The sequence below is a fragment of the Ramlibacter rhizophilus genome, from assembly GCF_004681965.1.
Classification (GTDB): Bacteria; Pseudomonadota; Gammaproteobacteria; order Burkholderiales; family Burkholderiaceae_C; genus Ramlibacter; species Ramlibacter rhizophilus.
In genome coordinates this window covers 379,492-399,018 of record NZ_SMLL01000004.1, presented here as the reverse complement: position 1 = coordinate 399,018, position 19,527 = coordinate 379,492, and the positions used below count along the sequence as shown (strand labels likewise).

Here is a 19,527-nt window from a genome sequence, read left to right as displayed (position 1 = left end):
GGGGTGGGCGTCGGCAGCTTCTCAGACGTGCAGCAGCAGGTGCTCGCGCTCCCAGGGCGAGATCACGCGCATGAACTCCTCGTGCTCCAGGTCCTTGATCTCGGTGTACACGGTGAGGAACTCCTTGCCCAGCACGTCGGCCAGCTCGGTCTCGGCGCGCAGCAGCGTGAGCGCCTCGGCCAGGCCGCGGGGGAGCGCAAAGGCGCTCTGGTAGGCGTCGCCGGTGCATTCGCGGGTGGGCTCGATCCGGTGCTCGATGCCCAGCAGGCCGCAGGCCAGCGTGGCCGCGAGCGCGACGTAGGGGTTGGCGTCGGCGCCGATGACACGGTTCTCGATCCGCCGCGCCTGCGGCGTGGACACCGGCGAGCGGATACCCACCGTGCGGTTGTCCACGCCCCACTGGATGTTGATGGGTGCGGCCGTGAAGCGCGCGAGGCGGCGATAGCTGTTCACGTAGGGCGCGAAGAGCGCCATGCACGCGGGGATGTACTTCTGCAGCCCGCCGATGTACCAGAAGAATTCCTTGCTCGGCGAGCCGTCCTCGTTGCTGAACAGGTTGCGTCCGGTCTCCTTGCTCACGAGGCTCTGGTGCACGTGCATGGCGCTGCCCGGCTCACCCGCGATCGGCTTGGCCATGAAGGTGGCGTACATGTCGTGCCGCAGGGCCGCCTCGCGCACGATGCGCTTGAACAGGAACACCTCGTCCGCGAGGTCCAGCGGGGCGGAGTGGAAGAAGTTGATCTCCATCTGCCCGGCGCCGACCTCGTGGATCAGCGTGTCCACGTTCAGCTCCATCTTCTCGCAGTAGTCGTACACGTCCTCGAACAGCGGGTCGAACTCGTTGACCGCATCGATGGAGTAGGCCTGGCGCGAGGTCTCGGCGCGGCCGCTGCGGCCGATGGGCGCCTTCAGCGGCAGGTCCGGGTCGGTGTTGCGCGCGACCAGGTAGAACTCCAGCTCGGGCGCGACCACCGGCACCAGGCCCCGGCGGTCGAACAGCTCGCACACGCGGCGCAGGACCGAGCGCGGCGCGTAGGGCACGAGCTGGCCATGCCGGTCATAACAGTCGTGGATCACCTGCGCGGTGGGATCGACCGCCCAGGGCACGATGCACACGGTGCTGGGATCGGCGGCCAGGTGCAGGTCGGCGTCGTGCCGGCTGACCACGTCGAAGTACGGTCCCTCGCGCGGGTACTCGCCGGTCACGCTCATCGCCACCACCACCTCGGGCAGGCGCATGCCGCGGTCTTCGGTGAACTTTTCGCGCGGCAGGATCTTGCCGCGCGCGACACCGGTGAGGTCCGGCACCAGGCACTCGATCTCCGTGACGCGGTTCTGGTTGAGCCAGTGCTCCAGTTCCGCGAACTGGAACTGACGACGGTCTTTCATACGGAGCCCATCGTATCGGCGCACGCCGCCTTGGGGAGCGAACCCTGGGGCTTGTACCAAGGCCTGTTCAGACTATTGGCGCGCGGGGCGCGGCCAACGAGAATTGAAGCTTCGGGGGACGTGGGCAGACTCCCCTCCAGACGCGCCGCGTCCAAGCGCTGCTCCTGATCACGGGCCCGGGCCCGGTTGGGACACTTGCCTTGGACAGCCCACCCTTCATCCGTCTCGACGTCGTGCGCCGGCTGCTGGCGGCCAAGGCCCTGCGCGGCTTCGGCGACGGCTTCGTGAGCCTGCTGCTGCCGGCCTACCTGCTGGAACTCGGCTGGACCGCTTTCGAGGTCGGGCTCGTGGCGACCACCACGCTGCTGGGCTCCGGCCTCCTCACGCTGGCGGCGGGCCACCTGGCGCAGCGCTGGGGGCACCGGCGGCTCCTGCTCGCCGCCACGGGCCTGATGGTGGCCACCGGCCTGGGCGTGGCGTGCGTGTCCAGCTTCTGGCCCCTGCTGGTGGTGGCCTTCGCCGGGACGCTCAACCCGTCCGGCGGCGACACCAGCGTCTTCATGCCGGTGGAGCATGCCTTGCTGGCGCAGTCTGCGCAGGACCGCAAGCGCACGCCGGCCTTCGCGCGCTACAGCCTGGTCGGCACACTGGCGGCAGCCGCCGGGGCGCTGGCGGCCGCCCTCCCCTCGTTCGCCGGCGAGCGCCTGGGGCTTGCGCCGCTTGCGGCCATGCAGGGCATGTTCGTGCTGTACGCCCTGCTCGGGCTGGCCACTGTCCCGCTGTATCGCGGCCTGCCGGGCCATGAGCTCCCGCCCGAGGGCGAGCGCGCCCCCCAATTGGGCCCATCGCGAAGGCGGGTCTACCTGCTCGCCGCCTTGTTCAGCCTGGACGCCTTCGGCGGCGGCTTCGTCGTGCAGTCGCTGCTGGCGCTGTGGCTGTACCAGCGCTTCGGCCTCGCGCTGGACACGGCCGCCGGCATCTTCTTCTGGACGGGCGTGCTGACGGCGGCCTCCTATGTCGTGGCCGCACGCCTGGCCGAACGGATCGGCCTGGTCCGCACGATGGTCTACACGCACCTGCCGTCCAGCCTGTGCCTGATCGCCATGCCGTTCTGCAGCGAACTCGTGGCCGCCATCGGCCTGCTGCTGGTACGCAGCGCGCTGTCCCAGATGGACGTGCCGACGCGCAGCTCCTACGTGATGGCCATCGTCACGCCCGCCGAACGCCCAGCCGCCGCGAGCCTCACGTCCGTGCCGCGAAGCCTGGCCGCGGCGTGCGGTCCCGCGCTGGCGGGCTGGCTGCTGGCGGTGTCGCCCTTCGGCTGGCCCCTGGTCGTCGGCGGCGTCCTGAAGATCGTCTATGACCTGCTGCTGCTCGGCATGTTCCAGCGGGTTCGGCCGCCGGAAGAAGTGGAGGCGGCGCCCGGTCGGTCCCGCGGGGCCGGATAGATCAGCGACGACGCTCAGGACTGCCAGAGCTGGTCGTTGGTCCTGCCGCCATCCACCAGCGGCCCCATCTCGCCGAGCATCTTGTGGAACTCGGGATCGGTGGCGATCTTGGATTGAACGCGCTGCCACTCGTCCAGCGAGTCCAGCTGCGCCACGAAGCGCACGCACACGGGCGAGCCCGACAGCGCCCTTTGGATCTGGATGTCGACGCCGCCGACCTCCTTGTAGTGCTTGACCATCCGCTGGGCCACGGGCAGGCCGCGCATCATGTCGGCCATGGTCTTGAAGCTTACTTCGCGGATGAAGGTGTACATGGCGGCCTCCGAGGGTGGCGCTGACAAGGGACTGGAAGCTTGAGCGCGCATCGCCGAAAAGGCGATGGGAGGATCGTCCCGGGAACCGGGAGGTGCTATCCGCCGGCCCGCTTGACCTTGAAACCCTTGGCCACGAGCAGGGCCGAGACCTTCTCGCAGTGGTCGCCCTGCACTTCCACCACGCCGTCCTTCACGGTCCCGCCCGAGCCGCACGCGGCCTTGAGCTGCTTGCCCAGGGTGTCGAGGGTGGCGGCATCCAGCGCCAGACCGCGGACCACGGTCACCGCCTTCCCGCCACGGCCCTTGGTTTCGCGCGAGATGCGGACGATGCCGTCGGACGGGGGCGCGGTGCGCGCGAGCTTCGAGCAGGCGCATTGCGCGACCGGCTTGCGGCATGCGGGACACATGCGACCTGCGTCCGTGGAGTAGACCAGGCCGCCGACGGACAGGCGGGGCTTCATGAAGCGTGGACTGTCATGCGAACAACGCGGCTCAGGAACCCTTCAGCAGCGCCGACAAGGTCTGCAGGCGTTCGAGCAGTTCCGAGTTGTCCGAGGCGTGCTGCGTCTGGGGCATGTGGCGCCCACTGACGACCGGCGATGCCTGACCGGCCGAAGCAGAAAGCTTGTCCACGTAGTCCTGCCGCTGAGCCGTCTCGCCTGGCGTCTCCATCTCACCGGACCTGAGCATCGTCTGGCCGTGCAGCTGGGCGATGTCATCCTGGAGTTGGTGCAGCAAGCGCTGCAGCACTTGCGCCGTCCGCGCGGGGATCAAGAGGTCGCCATTGGGCTGCCAAATAGCGGGTTGAAGCGTGTCCATCGCGCAAGTGTCCAAAAAAAAGCCCCGGCAGGGTAGACGGGCCATGAGGGCGCGGCCCTGCTCGAGCTGCAGCCGGCCCGCCCGCGTGGGCGGCGGCTGCCGGACCTCTGTCGCAGGGGTCGCCGCGCAGGGTCCGCTTCGCGCCGTGTACGGGCGACCTGGGCCAGGCCTGGATCAGGCGATCGGCCGGATGTTGGCGGCCTGCGGCCCCTTCGCACCCTCGGTCACGTCGAATTGCACGCGCGCGTTCTCCGCCAGCGTGCGGTAACCGTCAGTGCTCTGGATCTCGCGGAAGTGCGCAAAGAGGTCCTTGCTGCCGTTGTCCGGGGCGATGAAGCCGTAGCCCTTGGCTTCGTTGAACCACTTCACGGTTCCGGTAAGGCTGGTCGTCATGTCGATCTTTCATGGAGAGTTTCCGCGCAGCACGGCGCCACGCGGTGCGAACGCCAAGAAACCATCGGAGGGAGATTCGACTACGACTCGCCGCGAGCGCGGGAGCAGGGGAAGAGAAACCTAGAGATGCAGACTCTTGAAACACGTCAGCCCGCGCATGGTACCGCAATCGAGCCGCATCGTGGGCATGGATCCCAGGCCGCTAGGCCCGCGCCACGCGCGACAGGTAGTCCAGCAGCATCGCCGCGGCCCGGGTCAGCTTGTCCCGGTCGCGAAAGCAGATGACGAAGCGGCGCTTCGCCCAGGCGTCGGTGAGCGGCAGCACCTTCAGGCCCAGGCGCTCCGCGTTCGCGCCGGCCACTTCCTTCGGAATGATGGAGATGCCCAGGTTGGCCTGCACCACGCGAAGGGCCGCCTCGAAGTTCGAGACCGTGGACCGATAGGCCATCCGCTTGCCCGCCACGGCGGCCGCGCGCTCCAGCATCCGGTTCACGGCGCTGGAGGCCTGGAGCCCCACGTGCTGGTGATCCAGCGTGTCCTCGAAGCGGCAGCGACGACGCGATGCGAGCGGATGGTGGGGGTGCACGACCACGGCGAGATGGTCGGCGCGATAAGGGGCGCTTTGCAATCCGTCCAGCTTGGACGCATCCCAGAGGACCCCCAGCGACGCGCTGCCCTCGCGGATGCGCCGGACGATGTCGCGGCTCAATTCCTCTTCGATGTCGACCTGGATTTCATGGTGCTCGGGCATCTGCATGAAACCCGCGACGTCGTCCGGCAATGACTCGGCGATGGCGGACACGGTGCCAAGCAGGCGCACCTGGCCGCGCAAGCCGGCGCCGAAGCTGGCCATGTCCTGCGCGATGCGGTTGGCGCTGGACAGGATGGCGCGCGAGTGCTCCAGCAAGGACTCGCCGGCGGGGGTCGGGACCACGCCGCGTCGCTGCCGAACGAAGAGCGGCACCTGCAGGTCGTCTTCCAGGTGCGCCAGCCGCTTGCTGATGGCCGAGGGCACGACGTGCTCCTGCTGCGCCGCCCGGCTGATGTTGCCCGTCTCGCAGACCGCCACGAAATAGCGCAGGGAGGTCAGGTCGAGGTCCTTCACCGGGCCATTATGGCGTGACCGTATGGAACAACTAGCGTTCCCAAATACCACTTTGCGCAAATACGGGAAAACCTAGACTGCGTGGCATGGCTTCCCCCCCTCTCCCCCGCCGGGCCGTCGTCCGCGAAGTCGGCTTGCGCGATGGCCTGCAGAGCATCCAGAAGGTGCTGCCCACGGCGCGCAAGATCGAATGGGTCCGCCTCGCCTACGAAGCGGGCCAGCGCGAGATCGAGGTCGGCTCCTTCGTGCCGCCGCGCCTGCTGCCCCAGCTGGCCGACACGGCGCAGGTGCTGGCGTACGCGAAGACGCTGCCCGGCCTTGCCGCCTCGGTCCTCGTGCCGAACCTGCAGGGCGCGCAGCGGGCGATCGAGCACGGTGCCGCCCTGATGATCCTGCCCCTGTCGGCCAGCCACGCGCACAGCCTGGCCAACCTGCGCAAGACCCCCGATGAAGTGGTCGCGGAGATGGGCCGGATTCGCGCGGCCCGCGACGCCGCCGGCAGCAGGACGCTCATCGAAGGCGGCGTGGGGACCGCCTTCGGATGCACCCTCCAGGGCGAAGTTGCCGAGTCCGAGGTGCTGCGCCTGCTGCAAGCCCTGCTCGATGCGGGCGCCGACCGCGTCAGCCTGGCCGATACCGTGGGCTACGCCAACCCGTCGGCCGTGAGCCGCCTGTTCGAGAAGGCCCTGCGCGTCGCGGGCGACCGATTCTGCTGCGGCCACTTCCACGACACGCGCGGGCTCGCGCTTGCCAACATCTATGCCTCGCTGCAGCTGGGCGTGGCGCGCTTCGATGCCTCGCTGGCGGGGATCGGCGGTTGCCCGCACGCGCCCGGGGCCAGCGGCAACGCGTCCACCGAGGACGCGGCCTTCATGCTTGCCGCCATGGACGTCCAGACCGGCATCGCCCTCGACAAGCTCCTGGCCCTGCGCGCCGAGGTGGTCGGATGGCTGGAAGGCGAACCGACCCACGGCAGCGTCTGGCGCGCCGGGCTTCCGAAAACGTTCGCACAGCCCCTGGCTGCCTGACTCACTGGAGACACACGAATGGACCGCACCGGCCTGCCCCTGGAAGGCATCCGCGTCATCGAATTCACGCACATGGTGATGGGCCCCACCTGCGGCATGATCCTGGCCGACCTGGGCGCGGAGGTGATCAAGATCGAGCCCCCCGGCGGCGACAAGACACGCAAGCTGCCCGGGCTCGGCATCGGCTTCTTCCGCAGCTTCAACCGCAACAAGAAGAGCGTGGTGCTGGATATCCAGTCGCCCGAAGGGCATGCCGCGGCCGTGGAACTGATCGGCCAGAGCGACGTGGTCCTGGAGAACTTCCGCCCGGGGCTGATGAAAAAGCTGGGCCTGGACTACGGCACGCTCTCGCGCGACTGCCCGCACCTGATCTACGCCTCGCACAAGGGCTTTCTGCCCGGACCGTACGAGAACCGCCTGGCCCTGGACGAAGTCGTGCAGAACATGGCCGGCCTGACCTACATGACCGGACCCCGCGGCCGCCCGCTGCGCGCCGGCTCGTCGGTCAACGACATCATGGGTGGCATGTTCGGCGCCATCGGCGTGCTGGCCGCCTTGCAGGAGCGCCACCGGACCGGCCGCGGCCAGGAGATCCAGAGCGCGCTGTTCGAGAACTGCGCGCTGCTCGCCTCCCAGCACATGCAGCAGTTTTTGATGACCGGCGAGGCACCGCCACCGCTGCCCTCGCGCGTGTCGGCCTGGAGCGTGTACGACGTGTTCACGCTCGCCGATGACGAGCAGCTGTTCATCGGGGCCGTGAGCGACAAGCAGTTCCAGACCCTTTGCCAGGTGCTGGAGCGGCCGGACCTCGCGGGCGATGCGGCGCTGGCCACCAATGCGCAGCGGGTCGCGGTGCGGCCGGCCCTGCTGGAGAAGCTGGGCGAGACCCTGCGCAGCCACCGCATCGAGGAACTGCAGCCACGCCTGGAGGCCGCAGGCATCCCCTACGCGCCCATCGTGCGGCCGGACCAACTGGTGCAGGACCGGCACCTGCTCGAGTCCGGCGGCCTCGTCCCCATGCAGACCGAGGACGGCGAGATCACCCAGGCCGTGCTGCTGCCACTGCTGATGGGTGGCCGTCGTCCCGGCGTGCGCCGGCCCCTGCCGAAGGTCGGCGAGCACACCGCCGAAATCATGGCGCGGCTGCACCAGCAGCGGCCGGCCCTGTCCTGATTTTTCCCAACCACTCCAGGAGACAAGACCATGATCCGCTCTACCCGCCGCCTCGCACTTGCCACCGTCGCCTCGGCCCTGGCCTTCGCGCTGCTGCCTGCCACCGCCCAGTCGGGCGATCCGCTGCGGGTCATCCTGCCGGTGGGCGCCGGCTCCGGCGTGGACACCATCGTGCGCGCGGCCCAGAACGCGCTCGGGAAGGAACTGAACCGGCCGGTCGTCATCGAGAACCTGCCGGGCGCCGGCGGTATCACCGGCACCAGCCAGATCGTCAAGGCCGCGCCCGATGGGCGCACCATCGGCATCGTGTCGAACAACCACGCCGTCAACCCGAGTGTGTTCAAGAACATGCCATACGACAGCCTCGCGGACATCACGCCCATCACCGTCATCGGCCAGACGCCGTTCGTGCTGGTGGTGAACCCGCAGAAGCTGCCGGTGAACAACGCGAAGGAACTGCAGGCGGCGCTCAAGGCGAAGCCGGGCCACTACAACTTCGCCTCGTCGGGCAACGGCACCATCCTGCACCTGGCGGCCGAGATGTACAACGACGCGGCGAACGTGCAGGCACGCCATATCCCGTACAAGGGCGTGGGCCCGATGATCAATGACCTGCTGTCCGGGCAGGTCGACTACGCCGTGCTGGCGGTGCCGGCCGTGCAGGGCCACCTGAAGGCGGGCACCCTGCGCGCCGTCGGCATCACCGGCGACCAGCGCGTGCCGTCCATGCCGGAACTGCCCACCGTCCAGGAGCAGGGCTTCCCGACGGTGGACGTCGGCGGCTGGTTCGCCGCGGTCGGTCCCAAGGGCATGGCGCCGGCCGAGGTCCAGCGCCTGCAAGCCGCCATTGCCCGTGCCTGGGCGACCCCGGAGGTGCAGCAGGCCATGGCCAAGCAGACGAACATCATCAACCCCAGCACGCCGCAGGCCGCCGCCGAGTTCATGCGCGCCGAGCAGGCGCGCTACGCCAAGCTCGTGGCGTCTGCGGGCGTGAAGCTGGACTGAGATGCCGAAGTACCGCATCGGCGCCAAGTCGCCCCAGGTGGCTGCGTCCGCCTTCGTGGCCCACGAGGCCACGCTGGTGGGCGACGTCCACGTCGCCGAAGGCGCGAGCGTCTGGTTCGGCGCGGTGCTGCGCGGCGACAACGAGCCGATCCGGGTGGGTGCCGGCAGCAACGTGCAGGAAGGCGCCGTCCTGCATGCGGACCCGGGCTACCCGCTGACCGTCGGCCAGCATGTGACGGTGGGCCACCAGGCCATGCTGCACGGCTGCACGCTGGGCGACGGCGCGCTGGTGGGCATCCAGGCGGTCGTCCTGAATGGGGCGGTGATAGGCGCCGACAGCCTCGTAGGCGCCGGCGCGGTCGTGACGGAGCGCAAGACCTTCCCGCCGCGTTCACTCATCGTGGGCGCGCCGGCGCAGGTCAAGCGCGAGCTCACGCAGGCAGAGGTGGCCGGCCTGCGCGCCAGCGCACAGGAGTACGTGCGGCGCGCCGCGCAATTCGCAGAGGAACTGGAGCGCGTGGACTGAAGGCCCGGGGGCCCGCGACACAAGGTCAAGCCCCGCTGCTACGCCCGCACAAGTGAAGCGGCCTTACGTGTTCTCACCCTGTCCGCCGACCCACCGGGTGGGCTATCGCGGTCAAGCTGTCGCATGAAGACCACGACATCGAAGACGCTGCGGCGTCCCGCCTTCCTCCTTTCCGGGCTGCTGGCCGCGACTGCTGCAGCGGCAACAGCCTGGTGGGTCCACCGCAAAGCCATCCGCGCGGACGCTGACCACCCGCCGCAGGGGAAGATCATCGTGATCGACGGGGTGCAGCTGCATTACGTCTCGCGCGGCGAGGGGTCCCCGGTGGTGCTGCTGCATGGCAATGCCGTGACCCACGCCGACTTCGAGGCCAGCGGCCTCATCGACCGACTCGCAAGGGACCACCTCGTCATCGCCTTCGACCGGCCGGGTTTCGGCCACAGCAGCCGGCCACGCGATCGCCTGTGGACGCCTACGGCGCAGGCGGCCCTCGTCCGTCGTGCGCTCGCAAAGCTCGGGATCGACAAGGCGGTCGTGGTGGGGCATTCGATGGGGGCCATGGTGGCGGCCGCGTTCGGGCTTGATCATCCGAGTGCCGTGCGCGGACTCGTCCTGGTGAGCGGCTACTACTACCCGGAAATCCGCTTCGACGCGCTGGCGACGGCCCCCGTCGCCGTCCCGGTGATCGGAGACGTGATGCGCTACACGGTCACCGCACTGGCGGCGCGAACCCTGATCGGTCCCATGGTCAAGGGCATGTTCGCGCCGGCCGCGGTTCCGTCGGGCTTCTTCACGACCGTTCCGCGCGAAACGATGGTGCGCCCCGGGCAGTTGCGTGGCAACGCGGAAGACGCAGCCTTCATGATCCCGCAGGCGCGGACACTTTCGAGCCGCTATTCGCAGCTGCGGGTCCCCGTCACGATCGTCGCAGGCGCCGACGACCAGATCGTCGACCTGGAGGCGCATTCGAGGCGATTGCACCTCGATCTGGTCGACAGCACCTTGATCGTGGTACCGGGCGTGGGGCACATGGTCCACTACGCGGCACAGGAAGAGATTGCTGCTGCGATCGCGAGCTACGAGACGCTGAGCCCTGGCAGGCCGGCACCCCTTCCGGCACAACCGCTCCCTGCGCTCGAAACCGCCTGACAAGCACCCCGTTCGACTCCACGCCCCGACAGCCAGGCGGTGTCCGACCCTGCGGCGCGACACCTGGCGTGCGCGTGCTGCGACCACCCAACGAATCATGCCAAGACCCACAGCCATCATGGCTTCAAAGCAAGCCTCGCCCGACTGCGACCGCGTGGTCGAAGCGGTCTACGTGGATGCCGTCGGCTCCCTCGACTACCAGCTCTACGTCTCCCCCACACGGGTCACGCGTCCACCCTTGTTCGTCATGCTCCACGGAGCAGGCCAGAGTGCGTCGGACTTCGCCCTGGGGACGCGAATGCACGAGGCGGCCCGGGAGTGCGGAGGCATCGCCCTGTTTCCCGAGCAGTCGCGCAGCGCGCATCCGTTCGGCAGCTGGAACTGGTATGACGTCAAGCATCAGCTCGCGTCCGGCGGAGAGCCGTCGATGCTGGCGGGGCTCACGCGACAGATCATTCGCGACCATGCCGTCGATCCGGCGCGGGTCTACGTGGCCGGCATGTCTGCCGGTGGCGCGATGGCGATGATCCTGGGACAGACCCATCCTGAGCTTTTCGCCGCCATCGGAGTGCACTCTGGCATCGCCACCGGGGTTGCTCATGACCTGATGTCAGCGCTCAGGGCGATGAATAGCGGCCCCTGCGGCGTTCAGGCTGCGAGGCTCGATCTGGACGCTGCGCGGTCCTTGCGCGCCGTTCCCACGATCGTGTTCCATGGCGATCGCGATCGGACCGTCCACCCGCTCAACGCCGAGGCCGTGCTGGCGCAAGCGCTGAACCAATACGGCGGACCCAGGTCCTCCGCCGCGGCAGCCGCGACGGCGCCGATGAACGTACTGGGATCGAGAGCCGTCACGCTGGTGAGGCACGCCCGCCGAAACGGCCGGCCAGACGCGGAGATGTGGATGGTGCATGGCGGCGGTCATGCCTGGACCGGCGGAAGTGCGAAGGGCAGCTTCACGGACGAGTCCGGACCCGATGCGTCACGTGAAATGCTGCGGTTCTTTCTCAGGCAAAGCCTCGCGCGCCGCCGGGAGCGCAAAGTTGCTTGAAGTACCGGCCGTGGCCGCCGAGCCCGTGGCTCTCATCCAGAACGTGTCGGACACGGCGCTGTGGGTCGCCACTTACCGCGCCTGCGAGTCCGAACGCCCGGACGCCCTGTTCAAGGACCCGTACGCACGGCGTATGGCGGGCACGCGAGGGCAGGCCATCGTCGATGCGCTTCCGTTCGGTCGTTCGATGGCCTGGTCGATGGTCGTGCGAACTGCAGTCATGGACGAGGCCGTCCTCGAGAGCATCAACCGACGCGGCGTGAGCACCGTTCTCAACCTTGGAGCCGGACTCGACACGCGGGCCTTCAGGCTGCCGCTGCCGCCGTCACTTCGCTGGTTCGACGTGGACCTGCCCGGGATCATCGCCTACCGGCAGCAGTGCCTTGCCGCGGAGGCACCCGCATGCAAGCACGTGCATGTCGCCGCCGATCTGAGTCAGCCTGCGGCGCGTGCACGCGTGCTGCAGGCTGCACGCGACGCGCGCGGCCGATTGCTGGTCATCACCGAAGGCCTGCTGCTCTACCTCACTCCGGAGCAAGTGAGTGCCCTGGCGACACAGCTGCATGGCGAACCGCAGGTGAGCTGGTGGCTGGCAGACCTGGTCACGCCGCTGCTGCAGCAGACCATGGGGGTGGTCTGGCGGTCACAACTGTCTGGTGCGGACGCGTCGTTCCGGTTCGCGCCGTCCGACAGCGCGCGCTTCTTCGAGGCATTGGGCTGGCACGAGAGGGAGTTCTACTCGACCTGGGCCGACTCCATCCGCCTCGGGCGGTCCATCCCGCAGGCCGCGGCATGGGACCGGCTTTCGAAGTGGGCTGGACCCGCCACGCGGGAGGCCGTCAAGCGCATGTCCGGCATCGCGTTGCTGGAGCGCAAGCCGTAGGCTTCAACGCCAGCACCCGCTGATCTCCGGCAGGCGCTGCGGCCACCTAGCAGTGGCAGGGACGGGCACTGTTCGCGCGAGAGAGACGGCATCCCGTCAGAACGTGCCGGGATAAACGCCGCCATCGATCAGCAGGTTCTGTCCGGTCACGTAGGAGGCCTGCTGGCTACAGAGCCAGGCGCAGTACTGGCCGAACTCCATCTCGTTGCCGAAGCGCTTCGCTGGAATCGAGCGGCACAGGGCTTGTTCCACCTCCTCCACTGTGATCCCCTTGTTCTTCGCCTGGACGGGGAAGCTGCTGCGCAGGCGATCGGTCATGAAGCGACCGGGCAGCAGGTTGTTGATGGTGACGTTGGCGAAGACCGTGGTGCGCGAAAGTCCGGCGATGAAACCCGTAAGGCCACTGCGCGCACCGTTTGACAGGGCCAGTATGTCGATCGGCGCCTTGACCGCGCTCGAGGTGATGTTGACGATGCGTCCGAACTTCCGCTCAATCATCGAATCCACGGTCGCCTTGATCAGCTCGATCGGCGTCAGCATGTTGGCGTCGATAGCGGCGATCCAGTCGTCGCGGCTGAACGTGCGGAAGTCGCCCGCTGGCGGTCCACCCGCGTTGGTCACCAGAATGTCCACCTGCCGCGCGGCGGCGAGAACCTGCCCGCGTCCGGGCGCTGTAGTGATGTCGCCGGCCACCGCGATCACTTCGACGCCGGTTTCGTCGCGGATACGGCGCGCGGCTTCCTGCAGCGGCGCATCATGCCGGGCGTTGATGACGACGTTGACGCCTTCGCCGGCCAGCGACCTCGCGCAGCCGTAGCCCAGACCCTTGCTGGCGCCGCAGACCACGGCCCATTTGCCTCTGATTCCCAGGTCCACTGTCAGTCTCCTTGTAGACGCCTATGGCGGCACGATGCCGCGCAAAAAATCGTTCTCAGCACGGCGCCGGACGAAGCAAGACGGTGTGTCGCCCTTGACGGACGTTGCAATTGCCAGCGGCCCATTCTTCTGCGGGAAGTTTTGCCTCGGCCCAAGGAATCGGCTGGCACCCGCTGGCTTCGGTTTCGATGTCCATGCGTCTGCCCGATTGTAGGAACGGCCTTCAAATCGATCCCCGCAAATGGTGGAGAAGTGTCCTGCGGAAAATGCAGCACCCTCTGGGTTGTGGGTTGTGGCTGGTCATCGAATAATCCGACAGGCCTCAATCCGTCGAGTGCGCTTGATCGCAAAGCCGAGCCGGCGCGAGTGACTGGAAATCCACCGCCTTGATGACTCAATCTCGCCTTGGGCGAGCTCGCGGTGCGGCAGGGCCAACTGTGGCTGAAGGACTGCCCGAGATCAGCCTTGATCGATGCGTTCAATTTGGAGCTTGCAACTTAAACAGAACACGCATGAGCACCAGGAAAAGTTTCAACCTGAATGATTTCAGGGGGCTGGCGAAAAAGCGTCTTCCCGCATCGATATTCGCGTATATCGACAATGGCGCCGAGGACGAAGTCTCATTGCGATGGAATCGTGAAGCCTATGAGGCTTACGAGTTCATACCCCAAGTGCTGGTCGACGTCTCAAGCCGGTCTCAAAATATTGAGCTGTTCGGAAAGAGCTACGACAGTCCCTTCGGTATTTCCCCTGTCGGGCTGGGAGCGCTCTACAACTTCAATGGCGATGTTGCACTCGCCGCGGCCGCTCATGCACGCAAGGTTCCGTACATCCTGAGCGGCGCCTCATTGACGCGAATGGAGGAGGTGACTGCGTCTGCCCCAGATGCCTGGTTCCAGGCTTATTTGCCCGGGGATCCTCGTGAAGTTGAAAGGCTTCTCCAGCGCGCGAAGTCGGCGGGAATCAAGGACCTGGTCATCACTGTCGATGTGCCGGTATCCGTCAATCCAGACCGATATGCGCGATTCGGGTTTTCTTCCCCACTGCGACCATCATGGGGCCTGATGTGGCAAGGCGTCACGCACCCCCGCTGGACCATTGGCACGTTCCTCAAGACACTAGCGGTCCACGGAATGCCGCATCTCGAAAACTGGCGCGCGGACCGGGGCAGCCCCATTCTCTCGTCGTCGGCTCAGAGAGACGTCAAGAACCGCGACCGGTTTACATGGGATCACGTCAAACTGGCGCGCGAAAAATGGCAGGCGAACTTGATTCTCAAAGGGATCATGAGCGTATCGGACGCCATCAATTCCCGCTCGATCGGAGTCAATGGGATCATCGTTTCCAACCACGGCGGCCGCCAAGCCGATAGCGTGGCCGCACCCCTGAGCGTTCTTGGCGACATTGTGAAGGCGGTCCCGGAACTGGTTGTCATGATGGATGGCGGCATCAGGCGTGGTTCCGACGTGCTCAAGGCAGTTGCATTGGGCGCACGCTGTGTTTTCGCGGGCCGCCCATTCAATTTCGCACTTGCTGCCGGAGGCAAAGCAGGCGTTGAATCAGCGATTGAATTGCTGCAGGAAGAGATCCACCGCAACATGGCTTTGCTGGGTCTCAAGCACCCATATGAAATGAGCGAAACGCAGATGCGTCTTCGTTCAGTCAGGGCCGGTTGATGCACACCCCGAGACGCCGTCAACGCGGGCATGACAACAGGCACCGAGAGCCTTCTCTGGCGAGACCTCATGAGCGAGCATGCGTTCATCTGCGACGCCGTTTGCAGGTTCGGCCGCCACCAAAGGCCATGGCGAAGGCTTCATGCACGACACCGCCATGCTGATCGGCGCGCCCGGCTGGTCCGACGACGAGGGCCGCGCCGAGGTGGTCACGCCCGACCTCGCCGCCTCGGGCACGGGCCCGATCAACGCCGTGTTCCCCGTCGCGCCGCAAAGCGGCGTCGCCATCCCCCGGCCGCAGGCCTCCTCGGACGAGCGCTGCACCGCAATCAGCAACCGCCTCTCAGGACCCACCGATGCCCCAACTAGTCATCCTCTACACGCCCAACATCGAGCCGAAGACCGACCTGACGGCCCTTTGCCGCGCGCTGGCCGACACGATTCTGGCGGTGCGCGACGAGGCCGGCCTGCAGGTCTTTCCCACCGGGGGCACCCGCGTGCTGGCCTACCCGGCGGCGCATTTCGCGGTGGCGGACGGGCGCGCCGACTACGCCTTCGTGTACCTCAACCTGCGCATGGCCAACGGCCGCAGCGAGGCCGTGAAGCAGCAGGCCGGCCATGCGCTGCTGGCCACGGTCAAGCGGCACTTCGCGCCCATCTTCGAGCAGTCGCTGATCGGCATCACGCTCCAGATCGACGAGAGCCCCGGCCAGGTGTACGACGGCAAGCACAGCACCCTGCACCCCTTGTTCAACCGGCCCTGACGCGGACCCGAACCATGACCCCCGCATGCTCACCCCGGATCCACCTTCTTTCGCGCCTCATCTCGGCTGGCCCGGGCCTGCGCAAGGCTGACCTCCGGGTAAAGACCCAGAGGCAGCACTAAGGCTTGCCTCTCTCGGTTCCCCGGTAGTACCCCCGTAAGGGGCTGGATCGTGATGGACGATCCTGGACCCAGAAAGACAAAAGGCCTTGATTTCGCAAGGCCCTTTGCTGTTCTCTTGGTCTTCCCTGGACCCCTATGAACGGGTCCTTGGCGGAGCAGGAGGCTGTCAAGTGGCGCTTTAATCCTCGGCTCCGAAGCTGCTTCCACTCAGTCCGCCAGCCATTCCGCCACTCGGCTCCAAGCGATCCACGGATGCGCAATCCGTCGGTCAGCGCGCGTACTGGCCTGCCGGAAGTCAGCTCGGGTCCTCACTGCAGGGTAGCTTGCGCCGGGCCCAGAGGTCCTCCAAGATAGGCGTCGAGCAGATCGAGATTGCCGCTGACTTCGCTGGACGCAAGCTCCGAGCGCAGCACGCCGTTCTGCATCACATACACCCGGTCGGTCAGTCGCGCCGCCATTGCGGGGTTCTGTTCGACCAGCATCAGCGCCAGTGTCTTTTCGCTGCGCAGTTGTTCCACCAGTTCGACCACCTCCTCCACCAACCGGGGAGAGAGGCCGAGCGAGGGTTCGTCCAGGATCAGCAAACTGGGGTTGGACAGCAGGCCGCGGGCGATGACCAGCATCTGCTGCTGGCCGCCAGACAAATTTCCGGCCGCCTCGCGCAGCCGCGGTTTGAGCGCTGGCAGCCGTTCCAGCAGCCGGTCCATGTCGGCTTGGGCGGCGGCCTTGTCCTTGCGCAGGCGCTGGCCTAGCCGCAGGTTCTCTTCCACCGTCTGCTGCGCGAACACCATACGGCCTTCCGGAACGTGCGCGATGCCGCTGCGCAGGATGTCGGCCGGGGAGCGCCCGACCAGATCCTGGCCTTGCCACAGGATTTGGCCACTGACGGGGCGTAGCAGCCCGGAGACCGCGCGCAAGGTCGTCGTCTTGCCGGCGCCGTTGGCGCCCAAGACGGCCACCGCTTCGCCCGGCTGCACCCTGAGGGTGACACCGCGCACCGCCGTGCTCGGGCCATAGGCGACCACGAGGTCGCGGATCTGCAGGCCCTGGTCAGCGCCGGCGGCGGAGCCAGCTGGAGGGCGGGCAGCAGCAGTCTGCCTGGCCTCAAGTGTGCCGCCCAGGTACACCGCGGCGACGCGAGGGTCCATCCGCACCTGCTCGGGCGGACCCTGCGCGATCAGGGTACCGGCGTCGAGCACCAGCAACCGGTCGCACAGCGGCATCAGGAAAGCCATGTCGTGGTCGATCACGATCAGCGTGATCCCGGCACGGCAAACACGGGCCAGCAAGGCGGCGAGCGCCGCGCTTTCCACGTGATTGAGGCCGGCTGCGGGCTCGTCCAGCATCAGCACCTCCGGCCGGGCGGCGAGTGCCAGGGCAACGCCGAGCAGGCGGCTGTGGCCATACGACAGCGCCGACACTGGCCGTTGCGCCACGTCACCGATGCCGCAAAAGGCGAGCAGCGCCCCGGCCTGATCCGGGATACCGGTGGCTGCCGCCTCGCTTCTGGCGCGTCCGGCCGAAACGCCCAGCGCCAGTTCCACGCTACTGGCCACGGTCTTGCTGCGAAAGCTCAGGGGATGCTGAAACGTGCGCACGAGCCCTTGGCGGGCAATGGCGTCCATGCTCTTGTCCGTGACGTCGGTTCCGCGCAGCAGTACCCGACCGGCGTCCGGGCTCAGATGACCGGACAGGCAGTTGAACAAGGTGGTTTTGCCGGAGCCGTTGGGCCCGATCACGCCTAGCACCTCGCCCCGGCGCACGGAGAGACTGACCCCGTCAATGGCGCGCACGCCCCGAAAGCTCTTTTGCAGCTCAGTCACTTGCAGCAATTCTTCTCCCAGCGGCGGGCGCGCCGCCGACCTGCTCGCTGTGGGCATGACGGCAACGCGCGGCGCGCCCGCATCCGGCGCAGCGTCCGGTGGCCGCTTCGCCAGGCGGTCCCAGCCGCGTTTGAGCAGTCCCGCAATGCCTTGCGGCGCCAGCACCACGAACACGATCAGGAGCACGCCGTAGGCCAGCCGGTGCAGGTTGGCGTCGCGCACGCCTAGCGGGTGCAGCAACTCGGGCAGGAACTGCACCACCCAGGCGCCCACTGCGGGGCCTCCCAGAAGGTTGGCGCCGCCTATCACCACCATCAGCAGCACGTCGATGAAGGGAAGCGCGCCGAACAGGCTGGGCTGGATCGCCTGCTGGTGGTAGACGTAAGGCACTCCGGCCAGTCCGACCACGGCAGCGGAAATCGCGAAGATGGCGAGCTTGTAGCGCTGCGCATCAAGGCCCAGCGAGCGGGCCAGCAGTTCGCTGTCGCGAATCGCCTCCAGCCGGCGGCCGAAAGCAGATCGGCCTATCCACCAGGTCAGCACTATGGCCAAGTACAGGAAGGTCAGCGCGAGGTAGTACCGCGAAAGCGGCGCGTCGAAGGTAAGGAAGCCCAGCGGCTCCGGCACCCGGAAGACCATGATGCCGAGCGGACCGGCAGTCAGGCTGTCCCAGTTGGTGGCCAGCAGCACGAAGAACTCGCACAAGGCCAGCGTGACTATCATGAAGGTCAGGCCGTGCGTGCGCAGCGAGAACAGACCCAGGGCGACGGCCACAACGGTCGGCAGCAACGCGGCTACCGGCAGGATCGCCCAGAAGCTCCAGCCGGCCTGTTCGGCGAGGATGGCCGTCGCATAGGAGCCTATGCCCCACAGCGCACCGTGCACCACCGAGGCCAGGCCAACGAAGCGCGTGAGCAGGAACAGCCCGTAGGCCAGCACCGAGTAGATCGCCGCATAGGTGGCGAGCGACAGCGTCCGCTGGTCCGCGCGCCACGCCCACTCGACCCCCAGGCCGTACGGCACCAGCAGTGCCGGCGCTGCGAGCAGCACCAGGGCGGCCACCAGGTTGCGAGCTTTCATGCGGGCGCCGCTCATGCCGTACGGGACCTGCTGAACAGGCCCTCCGGGCGCCAAAGCAAAATTGCAACCATCAACACAAACGCGAAGCCGTCACGCCATTCGGCCCCCAGCTTGATTCCGCCGGGCAGCGTCACGCCGTAGCTCGACGCGAAGGTCTCGGTCAGACCGAGCACGACGCCGGCGACCAACGCGCCGGGGATGTTGCCCAGGCCGCCCATCAAGGCCACCGCCAATCCCTTGATCAGAAAGGCGGTGCCCCAGTACGCGCTGAAAGGGAAGATCGCTCCCAGAAGCGAGCCGGCCACCGAGGCCAGCACCGCGCTGAGCACGAAGCCCGCTGAGATCGTGCGGCTCACGTTGATGCCCATGAGGGCTGCGGCCGTGCGGTTCTCGGCCACGGCGCGCATGGAGCGGCCCAGGTCGGTTCGGTTCAAGAGCACGTAGAGCCCGGCCACCAGTGCGGCGGTGGCCGCCAGCAACAAGGCCCGTTCCTCAGTGACGATCACCCCGCCCACGTTCCACGCACCGGTGAGTGGGCTCTGGACCCGGAAGGCCTCGGCCGACCAGGTCAGCACGGTGAGCGTCTGCAGCACAATCACCGCGCCCATCGAGACGATGAAGCCGTTGACAGGTTGGTCAATGGAGCCCCGCAGGATCGCCCGATCCATGACGTACGCCAGCGCAGCCACCGCCAATGCCGCCAGCGGCACCGCGAGCCAGAAGCTCAGGCCGGAGCGCACCAGCGAATAGGCGATGAAGGCGCCGAGCACGACGAACTGGCCATGCGCGAAGTTGATCATCCGCGTGAGGCCGAAAACGAGCGAAACGCCCAGGCCGATCAGCACGTATACCGTGCTGATCGCCAGTCCGTTGATCAGCTGCTGCAGAAACGTGACTGCCATC

Annotated in this window: 19 protein-coding genes and 1 pseudogene; 11 read left to right on the top strand and 9 right to left on the bottom strand. The window is 67.4% G+C overall.

Annotated features, from left to right (window positions below; genetic code table 11):
* Positions 1-21: 21 nt before the first annotated feature.
* Entirely contained in the window at positions 22-1,389 is a 1,368-nt protein-coding gene (locus tag EZ242_RS11805) for a glutamine synthetase family protein (protein WP_135285355.1), read from the bottom strand.
* Positions 1,390-1,589: 200 nt separating this feature from the next.
* Between EZ242_RS11805 and EZ242_RS11800 the strand changes: the two genes are divergently transcribed.
* Positions 1,590-2,837 carry an MFS transporter gene (locus EZ242_RS11800; protein ID WP_240787060.1) on the top strand — a complete coding sequence of 416 codons (1,248 nt, stop codon included), beginning with the start codon at positions 1,590-1,592 and terminating at the stop codon, positions 2,835-2,837.
* 14 nt (positions 2,838-2,851) lie between these two features.
* Here the strand turns inward: EZ242_RS11800 and EZ242_RS11795 are convergent, their stop codons facing one another.
* The 5 genes from EZ242_RS11795 to EZ242_RS11775 all read right to left on the bottom strand — a co-directional run bounded on the left by EZ242_RS11795 (position 2,852) and on the right by EZ242_RS11775 (position 5,468).
* Positions 2,852-3,151 carry a hypothetical protein gene (locus EZ242_RS11795; RefSeq protein ID WP_135285354.1) on the bottom strand — a complete coding sequence of 100 codons (300 nt, stop codon included), beginning with the start codon at positions 3,149-3,151 and terminating at the stop codon, positions 2,852-2,854.
* Positions 3,152-3,246: 95 nt separating this feature from the next.
* On the bottom strand, positions 3,247-3,612 hold the full coding sequence (locus tag EZ242_RS11790) for a translation initiation factor Sui1 (protein ID WP_135285353.1): 366 nt from the start codon (positions 3,610-3,612) through the stop codon (positions 3,247-3,249).
* A 31-nt stretch (positions 3,613-3,643) separates the two neighbouring features.
* Complete coding sequence (locus EZ242_RS11785; protein ID WP_135285352.1) at positions 3,644-3,970, bottom strand: hypothetical protein; 327 nt, start codon at positions 3,968-3,970, stop codon at positions 3,644-3,646.
* A 174-nt stretch (positions 3,971-4,144) separates the two neighbouring features.
* Entirely contained in the window at positions 4,145-4,363 is a 219-nt protein-coding gene (locus EZ242_RS11780; RefSeq protein WP_135285351.1) for a cold-shock protein, read from the bottom strand.
* 202 nt (positions 4,364-4,565) lie between these two features.
* On the bottom strand, positions 4,566-5,468 hold the full coding sequence (locus EZ242_RS11775) for a LysR family transcriptional regulator (protein WP_135285350.1): 903 nt from the start codon (positions 5,466-5,468) through the stop codon (positions 4,566-4,568).
* Positions 5,469-5,554: 86 nt separating this feature from the next.
* Between EZ242_RS11775 and EZ242_RS11770 the strand changes: the two genes are divergently transcribed.
* The 7 genes from EZ242_RS11770 (at position 5,555) to EZ242_RS11740 (ending at position 12,283) form a co-directional block, all read left to right on the top strand.
* On the top strand, positions 5,555-6,496 hold the full coding sequence (locus tag EZ242_RS11770; protein WP_135285349.1) for a hydroxymethylglutaryl-CoA lyase: 942 nt from the start codon (positions 5,555-5,557) through the stop codon (positions 6,494-6,496).
* A gap of 18 nt (positions 6,497-6,514) precedes the next feature.
* On the top strand, positions 6,515-7,669 hold the full coding sequence (locus EZ242_RS11765) for a CaiB/BaiF CoA transferase family protein (protein ID WP_135285348.1): 1,155 nt from the start codon (positions 6,515-6,517) through the stop codon (positions 7,667-7,669).
* A 30-nt stretch (positions 7,670-7,699) separates the two neighbouring features.
* Positions 7,700-8,674: a Bug family tripartite tricarboxylate transporter substrate binding protein gene (locus EZ242_RS11760; protein ID WP_135285347.1), complete on the top strand. Its 975-nt coding sequence runs from the start codon at positions 7,700-7,702 to the stop codon at positions 8,672-8,674.
* Between the two features lies 1 nt (position 8,675).
* A complete protein-coding gene (locus EZ242_RS11755) occupies positions 8,676-9,200 on the top strand; it encodes a gamma carbonic anhydrase family protein (RefSeq protein ID WP_135285346.1) in 525 nt (174 codons plus the stop codon).
* 123 nt (positions 9,201-9,323) lie between these two features.
* Positions 9,324-10,349, top strand: coding sequence for an alpha/beta fold hydrolase (locus EZ242_RS11750; RefSeq protein ID WP_135285345.1), 1,026 nt, complete (start codon positions 9,324-9,326; stop codon positions 10,347-10,349).
* A gap of 118 nt (positions 10,350-10,467) precedes the next feature.
* The gene (locus tag EZ242_RS11745) at positions 10,468-11,400 is read left to right on the top strand and encodes an extracellular catalytic domain type 1 short-chain-length polyhydroxyalkanoate depolymerase (RefSeq protein ID WP_167784732.1); all 933 of its coding nucleotides are present in this window, start codon (positions 10,468-10,470) and stop codon (positions 11,398-11,400) included.
* 10 nt (positions 11,401-11,410) lie between these two features.
* On the top strand, positions 11,411-12,283 hold the full coding sequence (locus EZ242_RS11740; RefSeq protein ID WP_167784731.1) for a class I SAM-dependent methyltransferase: 873 nt from the start codon (positions 11,411-11,413) through the stop codon (positions 12,281-12,283).
* Between the two features lie 96 nt (positions 12,284-12,379).
* Here EZ242_RS11740 and EZ242_RS11735 read toward each other — a convergent pair whose 3' ends face one another.
* Positions 12,380-13,159, bottom strand: a complete 780-nt coding sequence (locus EZ242_RS11735) for an SDR family oxidoreductase (protein WP_135285342.1) — start codon at positions 13,157-13,159, stop codon at positions 12,380-12,382.
* Between the two features lie 512 nt (positions 13,160-13,671).
* Here EZ242_RS11735 and EZ242_RS11730 point away from each other — a divergent pair.
* The 3 genes and pseudogenes from EZ242_RS11730 (at position 13,672) to EZ242_RS11720 (ending at position 15,599) form a co-directional block, all read left to right on the top strand.
* Positions 13,672-14,835: an alpha-hydroxy acid oxidase gene (locus tag EZ242_RS11730; protein ID WP_135285341.1), complete on the top strand. Its 1,164-nt coding sequence runs from the start codon at positions 13,672-13,674 to the stop codon at positions 14,833-14,835.
* 115 nt (positions 14,836-14,950) lie between these two features.
* Positions 14,951-15,145: pseudogene (locus EZ242_RS22415) on the top strand (3,4-dihydroxyphenylacetate 2,3-dioxygenase); the annotation flags it as partial.
* Between the two features lie 46 nt (positions 15,146-15,191).
* Positions 15,192-15,599: a 5-carboxymethyl-2-hydroxymuconate Delta-isomerase gene (locus EZ242_RS11720; protein WP_135285340.1), complete on the top strand. Its 408-nt coding sequence runs from the start codon at positions 15,192-15,194 to the stop codon at positions 15,597-15,599.
* A 430-nt stretch (positions 15,600-16,029) separates the two neighbouring features.
* Here the strand turns inward: EZ242_RS11720 and EZ242_RS11715 are convergent, their stop codons facing one another.
* Positions 16,030-18,624 (bottom strand): branched-chain amino acid ABC transporter ATP-binding protein/permease, encoded by a 2,595-nt coding sequence (locus EZ242_RS11715; protein ID WP_167784730.1) that lies wholly within the window; start codon positions 18,622-18,624, stop codon positions 16,030-16,032.
* Between the two features lie 11 nt (positions 18,625-18,635).
* The gene (locus tag EZ242_RS11710; RefSeq protein ID WP_135285338.1) at positions 18,636-19,526 is read right to left on the bottom strand and encodes a branched-chain amino acid ABC transporter permease; all 891 of its coding nucleotides are present in this window, start codon (positions 19,524-19,526) and stop codon (positions 18,636-18,638) included.
* Position 19,527: the final 1 nt, after the last annotated feature.